We start from the raw sequence: 14,732 nt of genomic DNA on the forward strand, positions 1-14,732 counted from the left end.
ATCACTCATGCAACACCTTATAAACCGTCTTGGCCAACACGGGCCCAATACCTGTTACGCCTGCCAGCTCTTGCTGGGACGCACCAAGTAATTGTTGCAAGCCACCAAAATGATTAAGCAAATCACGGCGGCGCTTTTCACCTAGCCCTGGTATCACCTCAAGCACTGACGATGAACGGCGCTTATCACGCTTTTTACGATGCGCAGTAATGGCAAAGCGATGCGCTTCATCACGAATATGCATCAGTAAATGCAAAGCCTTGCTATCCATCGGTAGATCTAACGGCTCGTGGTTCAAGAAATGTAATACCTCAAGCCCGGCTTTACGCCCTTCTCCCTTTGCGACACTGACCAGCAAAGTATCGTTAAGCATATCCAGCTCAATCAGCACTTCTTTCGCCATACTCAGCTGACCTTTACCACCATCAATCAATAATAAATCGGGTAACGGCTGCTTCTTATAGCGGCGAGTCAGTACTTGTTTCATCGCTGCATAGTCATCACCACCGACGATATCATGGATCGCATATTGACGATAATCACGCCTACGCGAGCCGCCCTGATCAAACACCACGCAGCTACCAATTGTTGCCTCACCCATCGTGTGCGAGATATCAAAACATTCAATACGGTCGATGACTCGATCCGTTACCGTGGTCAGCACATCTTTGAGCGCGCCAAAACGCGCATGCAGCTCCAGATAATCGCCTAATTTAGTTTTTAGCGCATTATGAGCGTTAAGAGTCGCTAGATCCAACCACTCAGCACGATGCTCACGGACGCTGGTCTTGATAACCACTTTGCTACCAAAATGAGTTGCCAAGGCTTCGCTAACCGCCAGCTGATCAGGTAACTCGTTGCTTAAAATAATCTCCGCAGGCAAGTCGTCGGTCACCTGAAAATAAAACGACATAATAAAGGCGGATAGATTATCCGCTAGCGGCTCGCTACTATCAACATCAGGGAAGTAGTTTTTGCCACCTAGCACGCGACCGCCACGTACTGTCAGCACATTAACTGTAGTCATGCCCGCTTGACTATCAATGGCTATCACATCCGCCTCGCCTTGCACCGTATAGACAGCTTGTCTTGCTTGCACTTCGCGTAGCATCGATAGCTGGTCGCGATAAAACACCGCCTTTTCAAAATCTAGCTCTTCAGCTGCGCCTTCCATCTTTTCAATCAGCGTACTATGAATGTCGCTAGAATCACCCTTTAAAAAGCGGATAGTATTATTAACATCTTCGATATAGTCCTCTGGCGTTACCAGACCGACGCAAGGCGCACGGCAGCGCTTGATTTGATACTCAAGGCAAGGACGTTTACGCTGTTTAAAAAAGGTATTGGTACATTGGCGCATCTGAAACATCTTTTGCATCAGCACTAATGTCTCTTTTGCGGCATGAGCTGAGGGAAACGGGCCGAAGAATTTACCTTTTTGATGGTTGCCTTTACCGCGTCCATAAGCCAATCGTGGATAAGGTTTGTCCGCTGAAATAAAGACATAGAGATAAGACTTATCATCGCGCAGCATCACATTATAAGGCGGACGATGTTCTTTGATTAAATTTTGTTCAAGTAATAGTGCTTCGGTCTCGCTACGGGTAATGATCGTTTCGATATTATCAATACGGGCAACTAATGCACGAGTTTTCGGATGGTCGATGGTCTTAGCAAAGTAGCTATTAACCCGACTTTTAAGTGATTTTGCCTTGCCAACATAGAGAATATCACCATTTTTACCCAGCATCTTATATACCCCTGGCAAATTAGGCAGGCGTTTGATGAGATGTTTTAGACGGACTTTCCGATCCTCTTTGTCATTATTATTGCTATTATTGACGCTGTTATTATTATTAACAGTAGTTACTTCTGGAGCTTTGGCCATAATTAATAATACTCATAAAAACGCTGGGTTACGCTTAGTTATGGGGTAATTTTGCTTAAATTGCAAGCACAAAAAAGCCAGCACTCGGCTGACTTTTAGAAGTTAGGAGACGTCATTTGGTAACAGAATACTAATGACGGAAGCTGGCTACTAGCGCAGGAATACCTGGCAGCATACCGACGATAGCCATAACACTCGTTAGAATAATAAACACGGCTGCTGGTATTATCCAGCGACTCATTTTGGATAAGTTGGCACTACGCTCTTTGGAACCAATTAAGCCCAAATTATCTAGTAGCAAGGTAATCGACCAACCGAATGCTGGATTAACTAACGCTGAAGCAAACACCACAATCGCTGCTGACTGGGTGGTTTTACCTTCGCGCGTCATCTCCATACCAGCCTCTAGTAGCGGAATAAAGACGCCAACGATTAAGGCCACACACATCACAGGTTCCCAAATCGCCAAATCCATCGGATAGCCCCAAAGACCAGCAATCAGACAGAACAACGCGGTTAATACCGCACCAGCAGGAATCGGACGCTTAGCAATCGCCGCAGGAACAATATAAGTTCCCCACGATGACGCAAAGTTAGCACCACCAAGTACTGAGCCAGCTACTTGTCTTATAGAAGCACTGGTCATCGTATCATCAATATCCATCAGCACGCGCTCAGTCCGTTTTGGATAGCTTATCTTTTGGAACACTTGATGACCCAAAAAATCAGGCGACCACATAGCGACAGCCAGTACAGCAAAAGGAAGTACTACGATAAAGCTCTCAACCGTTGGCAACCCTAGCATCCAGCCTGTGTTCTCACCCCACCAATAAGCAGGACTCATATGCGGCAAGCCTGGAGCAGTTTTAAACTCGAATGGCGCACCCATAGCAAACGCCACGCCGCCACCCAGTAGACAGCTGAGCGGTACGGCAAGCCAACGCTTCTGGTAATTTTCTAACACCGCATAAAGCACGATGGTTAGCAAAATTACGGTAAAGGCAATATGCGACATACCAATGCCCTCTGCCCATGCAAATAGATTCTTAACTTGTGAGGTGGTGCCAATAAAGCCTAGGTATAGTAGTAAACCGCCGCACACTCCCTTACTCGTTAAATTTGCCAGCAGACTTCCACCTTTACTGATGGCTAATAGCAGCCCAAATGCACCAATGAGCAAGCCAAAGGCCATCGGATGACCACCGGCAGCGACGACAATAGGAATGAGCGGAATTAACGGGCCATGAGTCCCTGCTAAGTTAGCAGTCGGTAATAATAAGCCTGAGAATAAAAAGACAAAAACAGCGACAATCAGTAATTCATAACGAACGTTTTCTAATACAAAGGCCTCGCTCAATCCGAGTGGCCCTGCAAAAGTAGCCGCAATCGCACCAACCATGACGACTTTGCCGATAGTCGCTGCCATCGCAGGAATAGTATCCTCATATTCAAAGCGGTAGTCACGAAAAGGTAGGTTAACTCGCCAGCGTTTAGGCTGCATGATTTGCAATTCATGTTTTAGATAAGCATCGCGGTTTTTGAAACTAGCGCTTGGTTTGTGCAGATTTGGATAACTGTCAGGTAGTTCATTAGAATCGTTATTACTAGGGTTGTTGTTACCATCGTGATTGCTATCAGAGGAATTGGGTTGCTGGAGACTATGCTCGACAGCCGAATCTTGAGTACTACTCATCACACCACCTTATAACGTCTGAAACCATTTATCAAAATAAGCTATCAAAATAAGAACTATTTGAGTGCGGCAGACGATTATTTGTTTTAGTAAACAAATGAGCCGCCCAACACAAATTGATAGCTATTGTAAGTTACAAGGTTTTCAGATTCGAGCAGCATATGCCAAATTAGCCGTTAAAAAGATACAAAATGTATCAACACTAACATTATGGATATCTTAAACACTGGCCGATAAAATATAGTTTAGTGTCTAACTCTTATTTTTAGACCCGCTGGACGTTTTTTTACCCAATTGATAAATTTTTTTACTTCACTATGTGCTTGCAAACGCTCAACGCTGTGATAGTAGCTCGCCAGTTCATGGTTATCGAACAGTCGATGCACTTGACTGTGGCAAGGTCGACAGAGCATAGCAATATCGGTTTTCATTGCTACGCGGCTAAAATGGCGCTGGGTCCGAGTTTTATTGTGCCGTGCCAGTGGGATAAGATGATGGTGAGTCAGTGGCAACTCAGTACGAGCACATAACTCACAAGCGCTGTCAGTATTAATATCGCTTTGCGTAGTAGTTAAATTATTATTATGAGACATAATTATTTCCCTGCTTTTAAACCAGTTACGCATTAAGACTGGTAGATAATTCCATTATTAATTATTATAGACCTCTTTTATCAGCTTAGAGCGTACAAAAGCTCAGGGCGTGTTGAACCCTTGCGATAATTATAAAAATACCACAGGATATCTGTATGAGCCTATTACCGAAGAATTTTGAAACCTTTAAGCGTAAAACTAAAAAGAATATCATGCCGCTACTATCTCCGCATTTGTTGAAGCTGCGTATTAACAGCTACGCGCCTTATGTCGGCGCTGGCATTAAGGTTGAGCATGTTGACTTAGATCAAGGGCTATGTGTGGTCAGCATGGGTCTAAATGCGCTTAATAAAAACATTGTCGGTACCCAGTTTGGCGGTAGCTTATATTCGATGATCGACCCGTTTTATATGACTATGCTATTGCATCAGCTTGGTGGCAGCTATGTAGTCTGGGATAAAAGCTCGCACATTGAGTTTATAGCGCCAGGTAAGACCAAAGTCACTGCCCGTATAAAAATACCCAACGATGAAATTGCTCAAATTCGCAAGCTGGCCGAGGATGGCGAAGCAGTATTTCGTAATTATAAAACTGAGATTGTTGATACTCAGCAAAAAGTCATCGCTACCGTAACCAAAACCGTTTATATCCGTTTGCGTAATCACAGCAAATCTAAAGATCAAAGTAGCCCTATAGCGGCTATTGATTAGAGAGCATTTTTACTTAAACAATTAAAACTTAACTTAATTTAATTTAAAGTCTACTATCTTAAGTTATAGATACAAAAACCCCAGTTTGGCATTAGCACAAACTGGGGTTTTGTCTTTTTTGGTACGCCTACTTATTAATATAATAAACCTATAAATAAGGGCTTGTAGCAGATCTCAGCTTAGATACCTGGTGCAGTGTCAACAGCATCAGGAACGCCGGCATCAGTCTTTTTCTGAGCGCTAGGCTTCGCTGGACGTGCGCCCAACTTTTCGCGGATACGTGCTGATTTACCAGAACGCTCACGTAAGTAGTAAAGTTTCGCACGACGAACCGCACCACGGCGTTTCAATTCGATGCTATCGATAATAGGTGAATGCAACTGGAATGCACGCTCAACACCAACACCGCTTGAAATTTTACGCACGGTGAATGCTGAGTTTAGACCACGGTTACGCTTAGCGATTACTACGCCTTCAAAAGCCTGTAAACGCTCACGTTCGCCTTCACGAACTTTTACTTGTACGACAACCGTGTCGCCAGGGCTAAATTTCGGATGCTCACGCAATTGAGAGTTTTCAACACTTTGCACTAATGGATGTTTGTTGCTCATGAGAGTTATCTCCTCACATTAGATAATAGAGGCTATGCGCATATCACCTGTTTGTAATAATGGATTGTATCTGAATCATCTATAGTTAAACTTCATGATGAAAAGTATAATTAAGAAATAGTCACATACAGGATAAGGGTTTGGTAAACGGCCATTATTTTATGACCTGTTCAGTTATTATATAAAACTTATAAATTAACTTTTAAAGCCGTTATTGCTATCATTTATTTAATGGCTATTGCTATCAGATTTCGCTAGAGCTTTTAGCCATTTCGCTTGCTGAGCATTTGGCGTGAACGCTTGCCATAAGTCTGGCCGACGCGCTTGGGTTCGAGCAACTTGCTGACCAAAACGCCATTTGGCGATATTAGCATGATGACCTGATAGTAGTACTTCAGGGACGCTCATGCCCGCATACTCATGTGGCTTAGTATAATGTGGGCAGTCCAGCAAACCATCGACAAACGAGTCTTGTATTGCAGACTGATCGTCGCCCATAGTATCAGGCAGACGACGTATCACACTGTCCATAAGCACCATCGCTGGTAGTTCACCGCCTGTGAGGACATAATCCCCAATGGACACTTCACTATCGACATAGTGCATAAGTAGACGCTCATCAATGCCCTCATAACGACCACATAATATAATCATGCCATCGTAATCGCTCATCTCAAGCACACTATTCTCGCTCAGCGTCTGTCCTTGTGGGGACATATAGATCACTGGGCAATGCGCCGCATCAATACGACAACCATGCTGACTTGCACGGCCGCGAGCATCATCAATCGCTTGTGCTAGCGGCTCTGCCATCATTACCATACCAGGACCACCACCATAGGGGCGCTCATCGATACGGCGGTAATTATCAGCGGTATAATCGCGTGGGTTGATGCAATCAATCTTGACCTGACCTTGAGCGCTAGCTCGTCCCGTAATACCAAAATCACGAATCGAGGCAAACATCTCAGGGAAAATACTAATCACGGCAAAATACATCTAAATCCCATAGCGATAAATATTGATGCGTATTAATAGTCGCTTGGCCAAGCAACCACTACCGTTTTGCTAGCCATATCGACTTGCATAACCGTTTGCTTATGCCAAGGTATCAGGCGCTCTTCATTATCTAAACTGTCTGAGGTAACCGCTACTCGCATTATATCGTGAGCACCCGTTTCAAACATTTCAGTGATGTCGCCCAAATACTCGTCTTGTTCATTGATGACTTTCAAGCCCACCAAGTCTGACCAATAATACTCATCTGCCGCCGTCTCTGGTAATACGTCTTCGACCCAAACGGTAACTCCGTTCATAGTCTCAGCCACATTACGATCAGGTACTTGCTCAAACTGAGCAACAATTCCCGATCCTTGCTGACGCCACGCTTTGACAGTCAATGGCTGCATACCAGTGGCAGTTTTCATCCACCACGGCTGCATAGCAAAGATGTCTTCGCGATTATCCGTTTCACTAAATACCCATACCCAGCCTTTTATGCCATAAGGCTTTTTGAGCTGAGCGATTTTCATCAAGGCTTTAGGATCTGGAGCAGATGACATAGCGGCGAACCTAGCTTTTTATAAATGATAATAAACAATAAGTAATGACTACTATAAAATCTAGCAACTACTTATCAAAACAATAAATTTTTATTGCAACAATAAGCTTACAGCAGCAATAAACAGTTAATAGCGCACTTGGATTAACCAGTTACGCAGTATTTCAAAAACTGTATTAATGCAAGCTAAATACTATAAAAGCTTAGTTAACATTGTTAAATCAGCTGTTTATATTATAAGCTCTGCGTTTACTACTTAGGCCGTAGCTTCAGTGGTAGCAGCAGCTTTAGTGTAAGACTTAACTATTGATGCAACGCGATCTGAAGGCTGTGCGCCTTTGTCGATCCAAGACTGATACGCTTCCATGTTAACGCGTACAGACTCTTCTGAATCTTTAGCTAGCGGATTAAAAAAGCCAATGTTTTCGATGTAACGGCCATCACGCGCGCGGCGTTGATCAGCAACTACTACTTGATAAAACGGGCGTTTCTTGGCACCGCCCCGTGCTAAACGAATAACAACCATGTGAATTCTCTCTTTCGCAGGTATACCAAAAAGGGCGTAATTATAACATAGTATTTTTTGATTAAACACCTAAACTGTGTTTATTTAATGCTTTTATAACATCAGCTTATCGAAGTCTGCCTCATACCTCATGCTTTATGAAAATCTTGAATGTCTCATGGCACAATAAGGGCTATTGCACTATACTTTAGGCTACTATTGACTTGCTAGAGCCACAACTGATATGACACCTCCAAGCTCACGTACACGTCGCCAAAGCTTATTTTCTCGCTCTTACTCTAACAGCTGGAAGACGACTTTGGTGGTCGCCTTTATTGTCATTATCAGTGTTGGCTTGAGCATCTGGTTTTTTTGGCGAAGCCTTTATCTGCCTGAGCTAAAGAGTCATGCTCGTTATCTAACGAGCGAGCTGCGCTTAATAAATAGCGTAAAAAAAGACTGGCAAGATGATTTGAAAGTACAACGCTGGGTTTATAACCACTCGCATGTCGTTGTGGTAAATAATCCTAACGACTTTCCAGAAGTTTCAGACAAGGCTTTTGTAGGATTATTTACCGATGTATTACAGCGTGAGATCAGCGCGCAGCTGGGGCGTCCAGTAGAGGTCTACTTTAAGTTCAAGCCTACCCCGCAGATTTGGATACAAGATAGCCGTGACACTAGCTTTTGGATACGTGAATCTGTTGTTTACTACTCCCAATATAGTCCTGTACTATTATTCTTATTCTTACTTGGGCTACCAATATTGACGCTGTTAACTATTATTTTATTGGCGCGTCAGCTCAATCGACCGCTGCGGCACTTGCAACGTGCGGCAACTAACTATATTCGTTTGGGGCATGCAACAACTTTACCGATTGATAATGGGCCAACCGAAATCCGTCAAGTCAATACCGCGTTCAATAGGCTATTTACGACGCTTAATCAAGCGCAAAAAGAGCGTACTATTATGCTGGCAGGTATCTCTCATGACTTGCGTACACCATTGACACGGATGCGTCTGACTGCAGAGATGTTGCCTGATGACTTTTTTCGTGAAGGTCTTATTTACGACATTGAAGATATGGATGCGATCCTTGAGCAGTTCATCTCTTTTATGAAAGATGGTTCTGATGAGCCTGTTCGTCTAACCAATTTAGATACGATATTTAAAGAGATTATGGTGCAGTTTGCGCCGATGAAGTTTGTTTATCAGTCTGATTGCGATAAAGCAGTACCGATACGCCCCTTGTCAATCAAGCGCCTAATCATAAACTTAGTCAATAATGCCAATCGCTACGGTAAACCACCGATTTATCTATCTGCGACTATCGTCCCGACATTTATTGAAACTGAAATCGTAGTAGATGAAGATGTAATTAGCGAGAGCGATATGAACAAAGAAGCGCAAGAGCAATTAGTGATTTGTGTGCGTGATTGCGGTGATGGGGTAGCAGAGGATCAGCTAGAGCGCATCATGCAGCCCTTTGAGCGCGGTGAGACGGCTCGTACCACTCAAGGTAGCGGATTGGGACTGGCGATTGTGAATCGTATTGCTGAACTACATCATGGCAAAGTCGAAGCTACTAATCATCCGCATGGCGGCTTGCAAGTCTGCGTCCGTATTCCTCTAATATCTAAAGTCACAGACGCTGATACAGCAGCTATTGATACTAAAACCTTACCTAACCCTGATAACGTTATCAAAGGCGAATAAAGGTCAATTCGCGCTAACATAGCTGCTCAAGATCAACCTACCAGCAAAATACTAACTTACTTTTAGCTCAGCAGCCTTAACCTGTACACTTAGCAATGATACTTACTACTCTCTTTCCCCAATAGGCGGTGGAATATAAGCCGCGCTATTCGCAAAAACCAAGGGCTGGGTAATTTCAGATTGCGCCTTTTGTAGGCTATCGGTGGCGCTTGGCTGCTGTAAAAATAAGTAATACCCTAAGGTAATAGCATTCAAAAGTACTAGAGCACCAAATAAATAAGGCATTAATTACCCTCCTATTTTATAGTTTTATGCATAAGCTGCAAAATTTTTGAACTAGCTCTCAAAACTTCTCTCGCTTTGATCTTGAGTGATTTGATCAGCTGAAATAGTTTGGGTCAGAGGTTTTATCGGCCAAGTCATAGTAAAGCGAGCACCGCCAAGATCAGGACTCTCGTCTACACTCATAATACCATTAAACCAAAAAGCAATGCGTGATACTATCGATAAGCCCAATCCATAGCCACCAGAAGCGCGGGTACGACTATCATCTAAGCGGGCAAAAGGAATAAATACCTTTTCGCGATCCGCCTCCGGAATACCATGCCCATCATCTTCAACCATCACAAAAGCGTCACCTTTTTTGACTCCAGCGCTAATAACAATCGTCGTCTCTGCATAGCGTAGAGCGTTACCAGCCAAGTTCTGAATGACGCGATGTAAATAGCGACGATCAGCAATAGCCGTTACTTTTGTATTAGGCGGGTTCCCCACGATCTTAATATCTTTGCCTAAAGCATTCGTCTCACGCACGATCTGCTCTATCAGCTCTTTTAGATTTACCGACTCTAAATCAAGCTTAGGCGAGCCTTCCTCTAATTTAGCATACGTTAAGATTTCATCAATTAGACCATTTAGAGATTCAATATCTTCGTCAATAAAATCACGCTGCTGAAACCGTGAGTCTTCATCCTCAGTATCTGCGAGCATATCAACGGCAAAGCGGATACGAGCAACGGGTGTACGCAGCTCATGAGATACCGCGCGTGTCAGCTCACGCTGAGATTCAATCAAACGTTTGATATGTGATGTCATAGCATTAAAAGTTGCTGACAAACGCGCAATTTCATCTTGGCCTATCACTTGCACCTGAATATCGAGATTGCCTTCGCTAACCTCATTAACCCCAACTTGAATCAGCTGCAATTTGCGCTCAAGGGGAAAGATAAGCGCATAGACACCTAAACTTATCAAGAACATACTAATCAGTACCATACTGATAATAAGATTCAGTGGAAACCAATTAAAGAGCGGTACAGGTCCCATCATCACGACCATATCATTGATCTCAGATGGCACAATAATTTTGATCGAAGAGCTGCCTTGGCTACTGCTCGTATCTTGAAACAAAATCACCACTTCATCACGGCGCAAACGGGCTAACTGATCGCTATCCAAATTTAAGCTATTAATACCCTTCAGGGTCAATGGAAACGCAAATTTCTCTGATAATTGGCTTAAACGGTCACGTTTTTCCGATATCTTGGCATAATAGGACAAATCATCTAATAAGAACACTGCCATAGCACGTACTTGCTGCTCGGTCACTTGTGATATTCTGACCGTCAATACACTCTCACCATCTGGTAGGCGATGATAAACGTCAGCAAAAGTTGGTTGAGACACATAGCGTACAACAGTCTTATCATCTTCAAAACGACGTAGCTCACTTGAGCTAAAATCTATTTCTTTAATCGGTAGCACGCGAAAGCTTGAGCCAAAAAGACTGCTGGCATCTGATAACCAATATTCGCGCTGAGACTCGCTTTCTTGACGAGAAATTCCTTCACTTACTAAATAAAAAGCACCTGTCGCCATATTTTCGCGATAAGACTGGACACGCTCTTTATTAATAGTATCCATCAAAAGCTGTGCAAATAAAGCCACACATAGACAGACAATCAAGAGTCCACCATAGATACGAACGAAGATACTGTGTTTTAACGAAGAGATTAATGACATACGTGTCGTGACCAAACGGTTGAATGTGAATGAGATAAAAATAGAGCGCTTTTTATTTATAGCAGCTAATTAAACCATATAATACTAATAATAAGGTTAAAAAATTAAAATTTAGCCCTAAAAAAACCAGCATAGCGCTGGTTTTTCAGTAATTAACTATCAATAGACTATCTTAAAAGAACCAGAAAATTTAATTGCCTTCTTTTACAAACAAATAGCCTTTGCTACGCACAGTCTTAATGCGTTTTGGATTTTCAGGATCATCACCGATTTTTGGACGAATACGTGAGATACGCACATCGATAGAGCGATCCTGACCATCATACTCAATACCGCGCAGACGCTCAAAGATATCTTCGCGTGACAAAATACGACCTGCGTTAGAAGCTAATAGCCATAATAAATCATATTCAGCACTAGTAAAATCGACAAGCTCTTCGCCTAGCATTACCGAACGACCACCATTATCAATAACCAATTCACCGAACTCTAAACGCTGCGGTACATCTTCTGATGGTGCATTCTCAGAGCGACGCAACAAGGCACGGATACGAGCAAGCAATACTCGTGGTTGTGCAGGCTTGGCAACATAATCATCAGCGCCCATCTCTAAACCTAGTACTTGATCCATATCTTCGGTGCGCGCCGTCAACATCAAAATAGGGTTTTGATAATGAGGACGTACTTCACGGCAGACCGTCAAGCCATCGCTACCAGGTAGCATAACATCGAGCACTACTAAATCAGGTTGTTCACTTACAATACGACGGATAGCGCGGTTACCATCGGTCTCAATTGCTACTTCTAAGCCGTTTTTGACCAAATAATCTTGTGTCAACATGGCCAGACGCTCATCATCCTCAACAATCAAAATTCGAGGGGTATTATCGTCATCATTTGTTGTCATTTTGGTGTCCTCTAATACATCTTAATTAAAATAAAAAAGTTAACTCATAAATATTAACAGCACAATAAAATAGCACGATTTATTCTATGACTATTCATGCCTTTATGTTGGTATTTGTATTAACTTACTAGCTTAAGTTATCGTTACTTATTGCAGTACAAAGCATAGGGCTTCCTATACTATAGCCTATTGTTACTAACAAAACCTATAAACAATACAGATTAAAACTTTAGTATACGTCCAATATTTCTAATATATTCAATATAAGCTGCCATATAGACATTATTCTAATATAAATAATCCCTATTATAAATTTATTAATGATTGAGCAGTCATTTTCTAGTATTTATAGCAAAATTATCTGCTTGATAATATAACGAAATATTAAGGATACTGCTAGTAAATTTTATTAAAAACGCTTATTTGCTAGCGCTTGAGCGTCATTCGATGAATATCAATAATAATTATAAAGATGCCATAAAAAAACAGCCCCTAATGGACTGTTTTTTTAATAAAGAATATTAATTATATTCTACCAAATTAGTAACGAGGTTAGCTGCGGTTTTGGTACTTGCGGATAGTTTGCAACTGCGCTACTGACTCTGCAAGAGATGCTAGTGCAGCATTAGTTTGCAGCGTATCAGACTGATTAACTAGCATCTGCTCCGCTTGACGGCGAGCTTCAACGATTTTGCTTTCATCAAGGTTGTGCGCACGCATAGCCGTATCTGCTAAGATAGTTACCATCTGCGGCTGAACTTCTAAAACACCGCCTGAAACATAGATAACTTCTTCCTCACCATTTGCTGTTTGTACGCGCATTGCGCCTGGCTTTAGCAAAGTAATAAGTGGCGTGTGGCCTGGCAATATCCCGATTTCACCTTCAACTCCAGTGGCGATCAGCATACTAATCTCCCCTGAATATAACTCTTCACGGGCACTTACGACGCGACATTGTAACGTTGCCATACTAAACTCCATGTTTTAAAAACGGTTCTAAAAGCAGCTATAAAATCTGCAGTTATAAATCTACAATATAAGCGAGTACATAGATCATAATTTATGCACTCGCTTAATGTCGTAACGACTTATGCTGCGGTAGATTTCATTTTTTCAGCTTTAGCGACCACTTCATCGATACCGCCTGCCATATAGAAAGCTTGCTCTGGTAAATCATCATATTCACCCGCGATGATCGCTTTAAAGCTAGCAATGGTATCGCGTAGTGGGACATATTTACCAGGTGCGCCGGTGAAGATCTCAGCAACGTGGAATGGCTGTGATAAGAAGCGCTGAATCTTACGTGCGCGATAAACGGTTAGTTTATCTTCTTCTGACAGCTCATCCATACCGAGAATGGCGATGATATCTTTCAATTCTTTATAGCTCTGCAATACTTCCTGTACGCCACGAGCGACATTATAATGCTCTTCACCGATCACTTGTGGATCAAGCTGACGTGAGGTTGAATCCAATGGATCAACTGCAGGATAGATACCTTGTGATGCGATATCACGGCTCAATACAACCGTTGCATCCAAGTGAGCAAAAGTCGTAGCAGGTGATGGATCGGTCAAATCATCGGCTGGTACATAGACCGCTTGAACTGAAGTAATAGAACCTGATTGAGTTGACGTGATACGCTCTTGAAGCATACCCATCTCTTCCGCTAGCGTTGGCTGATAACCAACTGCTGATGGCATACGACCTAGCAGTGCTGACACTTCAGTACCGGCTAGTGTATAGCGATAGATATTGTCTACAAACAGCAATACGTCACGGCCTTTACCAGTAGCAGGATCTTTCGTATCACGGAAATATTCAGCCATAGTCAAACCAGACAGTGCAACACGTAAACGGTTACCCGGTGGCTCATTCATCTGGCCGTATACCATCGCTACTTTAGATTTGCTAAAGTCTTCGGTATTGACAACACCAGCGTCTTGCATTTCGTGATAGAAGTCATTTCCTTCACGAGTACGCTCACCAACACCAGCGAAAACTGATAGACCTTCGTGTTTCAATGCGATGTTGTTGATCAGTTCCATCATATTGACCGTTTTACCGACACCCGCACCACCGAACAAACCAACTTTACCACCTTTAGCAAACGGGCAAAGTAAGTCAATTACCTTGATACCTGTCTCTAAAAGCTCAGTGCTGTTTGATTGGTCAGCATAGCTTGGCGCGTCACGGTGAATAGACCAGCGCTCATCAGCAACGACAGGACCTTCTTCATCGATAGGACGTCCAAGAACATCCATAATACGACCTAGCGTACCAACACCTACTGGCACAGAAATTGGACCACCAGTGTTAGTAACCGGTAGGTTGCGCTTGAGGCCTTCGGTTGAGCCCATAGCAATCGTACGTACGATGCCATCACCCAACTGCTGCTGTACTTCTAAAGTGGTTTCGGTGCCATCAACTTGCAGGGCATCATAAATCTGTGGAACTTCGTTACGGTTGAACTCAACGTCAAGAACCGCGCCAATAATCTGTACAATACGACCGCTACTCATTGC

14 protein-coding genes are annotated in these 14,732 nt (G+C 42.9%); 2 read left to right on the forward strand and 12 right to left on the reverse strand.

Features of this window, described 5'->3' with window-relative positions; all coding sequences use genetic code 11:
* Nucleotide 1: 1 nt before the first annotated feature.
* From uvrC to ACR63T_RS12530, 3 genes are all read right to left on the reverse strand, one after another.
* Nucleotides 2-1,888: an excinuclease ABC subunit UvrC gene (gene uvrC, locus ACR63T_RS12520; protein WP_472784197.1), complete on the reverse strand. Its 1,887-nt coding sequence runs from the start codon at nt 1,886-1,888 to the stop codon at nt 2-4.
* A 130-nt stretch (nt 1,889-2,018) separates the two neighbouring features.
* A complete protein-coding gene (locus tag ACR63T_RS12525) occupies nt 2,019-3,581 on the reverse strand; it encodes a DUF3360 family protein (RefSeq protein ID WP_472784198.1) in 1,563 nt (520 codons plus the stop codon).
* Nucleotides 3,582-3,826: 245 nt separating this feature from the next.
* Nucleotides 3,827-4,174: a hypothetical protein gene (locus ACR63T_RS12530; protein WP_472784199.1), complete on the reverse strand. Its 348-nt coding sequence runs from the start codon at nt 4,172-4,174 to the stop codon at nt 3,827-3,829.
* Nucleotides 4,175-4,329: 155 nt separating this feature from the next.
* On the opposite strand from ACR63T_RS12530, the gene ACR63T_RS12535 reads away from it, so the two are divergent.
* Nucleotides 4,330-4,884, forward strand: coding sequence for a DUF4442 domain-containing protein (locus ACR63T_RS12535; protein ID WP_305899061.1), 555 nt, complete (start codon nt 4,330-4,332; stop codon nt 4,882-4,884).
* Between the two features lie 179 nt (nt 4,885-5,063).
* Here the strand turns inward: ACR63T_RS12535 and rplS are convergent, their stop codons facing one another.
* The 4 genes from rplS to rpsP all read right to left on the reverse strand — a co-directional run bounded on the left by rplS (nt 5,064) and on the right by rpsP (nt 7,582).
* Nucleotides 5,064-5,495: a 50S ribosomal protein L19 gene (rplS, locus tag ACR63T_RS12540; RefSeq protein ID WP_201570438.1), complete on the reverse strand. Its 432-nt coding sequence runs from the start codon at nt 5,493-5,495 to the stop codon at nt 5,064-5,066.
* Nucleotides 5,496-5,723: 228 nt separating this feature from the next.
* Nucleotides 5,724-6,494, reverse strand: a complete 771-nt coding sequence (gene trmD / locus ACR63T_RS12545; protein ID WP_472784200.1) for a tRNA (guanosine(37)-N1)-methyltransferase TrmD — start codon at nt 6,492-6,494, stop codon at nt 5,724-5,726.
* A 32-nt stretch (nt 6,495-6,526) separates the two neighbouring features.
* A complete protein-coding gene (gene rimM / locus ACR63T_RS12550) occupies nt 6,527-7,057 on the reverse strand; it encodes a ribosome maturation factor RimM (protein WP_201570442.1) in 531 nt (176 codons plus the stop codon).
* Nucleotides 7,058-7,312: 255 nt separating this feature from the next.
* A complete protein-coding gene (gene rpsP / locus ACR63T_RS12555; protein WP_305899064.1) occupies nt 7,313-7,582 on the reverse strand; it encodes a 30S ribosomal protein S16 in 270 nt (89 codons plus the stop codon).
* Nucleotides 7,583-7,805: 223 nt separating this feature from the next.
* On the opposite strand from rpsP, the gene ACR63T_RS12560 reads away from it, so the two are divergent.
* Nucleotides 7,806-9,278: an ATP-binding protein gene (locus ACR63T_RS12560; protein WP_472784201.1), complete on the forward strand. Its 1,473-nt coding sequence runs from the start codon at nt 7,806-7,808 to the stop codon at nt 9,276-9,278.
* Nucleotides 9,279-9,383: 105 nt separating this feature from the next.
* On the opposite strand, the gene ACR63T_RS12565 is transcribed toward ACR63T_RS12560, so the two are convergent.
* The 5 genes from ACR63T_RS12565 to atpD form a co-directional block, all read right to left on the reverse strand.
* Entirely contained in the window at nt 9,384-9,563 is a 180-nt protein-coding gene (locus tag ACR63T_RS12565) for a hypothetical protein (protein WP_305899066.1), read from the reverse strand.
* A 51-nt stretch (nt 9,564-9,614) separates the two neighbouring features.
* A complete protein-coding gene (locus tag ACR63T_RS12570) occupies nt 9,615-11,300 on the reverse strand; it encodes an ATP-binding protein (protein WP_472784202.1) in 1,686 nt (561 codons plus the stop codon).
* A gap of 190 nt (nt 11,301-11,490) precedes the next feature.
* Nucleotides 11,491-12,207, reverse strand: coding sequence for a response regulator (locus ACR63T_RS12575; RefSeq protein ID WP_201570451.1), 717 nt, complete (start codon nt 12,205-12,207; stop codon nt 11,491-11,493).
* Between the two features lie 552 nt (nt 12,208-12,759).
* Nucleotides 12,760-13,176: a F0F1 ATP synthase subunit epsilon gene (locus tag ACR63T_RS12580; RefSeq protein ID WP_201570452.1), complete on the reverse strand. Its 417-nt coding sequence runs from the start codon at nt 13,174-13,176 to the stop codon at nt 12,760-12,762.
* Nucleotides 13,177-13,295: 119 nt separating this feature from the next.
* Nucleotides 13,296-14,729, reverse strand: coding sequence for a F0F1 ATP synthase subunit beta (gene atpD, locus ACR63T_RS12585; RefSeq protein ID WP_305899068.1), 1,434 nt, complete (start codon nt 14,727-14,729; stop codon nt 13,296-13,298).
* Between the last annotated feature and the right edge of the window lie 3 nt (nt 14,730-14,732).

The sequence above is a fragment of the Psychrobacter sp. M17(2026) genome (assembly GCF_055699815.1).

What these genes read in the sequence shown, in the direction of transcription:
- rimM (WP_201570442.1), bottom strand. Translation starts at nt 7,057, where the DNA reads ATGTCATCTGCTCCAGATCCTAAAGCCTTGATGAAAATCGCTCAGCTC.
- atpD (WP_305899068.1), bottom strand. Translation starts at nt 14,729, where the DNA reads ATGAGTAGCGGTCGTATTGTACAGATTATTGGCGCGGTTCTTGACGTT.
- rpsP (WP_305899064.1), bottom strand. Translation starts at nt 7,582, where the DNA reads ATGGTTGTTATTCGTTTAGCACGGGGCGGTGCCAAGAAACGCCCGTTT.
- ACR63T_RS12535 (WP_305899061.1), top strand. Translation starts at nt 4,330, where the DNA reads ATGAGCCTATTACCGAAGAATTTTGAAACCTTTAAGCGTAAAACTAAA.
- ACR63T_RS12575 (WP_201570451.1), bottom strand. Translation starts at nt 12,207, where the DNA reads ATGACAACAAATGATGACGATAATACCCCTCGAATTTTGATTGTTGAG.
- ACR63T_RS12530 (WP_472784199.1), bottom strand. Translation starts at nt 4,174, where the DNA reads ATGTCTCATAATAATAATTTAACTACTACGCAAAGCGATATTAATACT.
- ACR63T_RS12580 (WP_201570452.1), bottom strand. Translation starts at nt 13,176, where the DNA reads ATGGCAACGTTACAATGTCGCGTCGTAAGTGCCCGTGAAGAGTTATAT.
- rplS (WP_201570438.1), bottom strand. Translation starts at nt 5,495, where the DNA reads ATGAGCAACAAACATCCATTAGTGCAAAGTGTTGAAAACTCTCAATTG.
- ACR63T_RS12525 (WP_472784198.1), bottom strand. Translation starts at nt 3,581, where the DNA reads ATGAGTAGTACTCAAGATTCGGCTGTCGAGCATAGTCTCCAGCAACCC.
- trmD (WP_472784200.1), bottom strand. Translation starts at nt 6,494, where the DNA reads ATGTATTTTGCCGTGATTAGTATTTTCCCTGAGATGTTTGCCTCGATT.
- ACR63T_RS12560 (WP_472784201.1), top strand. Translation starts at nt 7,806, where the DNA reads ATGACACCTCCAAGCTCACGTACACGTCGCCAAAGCTTATTTTCTCGC.
- ACR63T_RS12565 (WP_305899066.1), bottom strand. Translation starts at nt 9,563, where the DNA reads ATGCCTTATTTATTTGGTGCTCTAGTACTTTTGAATGCTATTACCTTA.
- uvrC (WP_472784197.1), bottom strand. Translation starts at nt 1,888, where the DNA reads ATGGCCAAAGCTCCAGAAGTAACTACTGTTAATAATAATAACAGCGTC.
- ACR63T_RS12570 (WP_472784202.1), bottom strand. Translation starts at nt 11,300, where the DNA reads ATGTCATTAATCTCTTCGTTAAAACACAGTATCTTCGTTCGTATCTAT.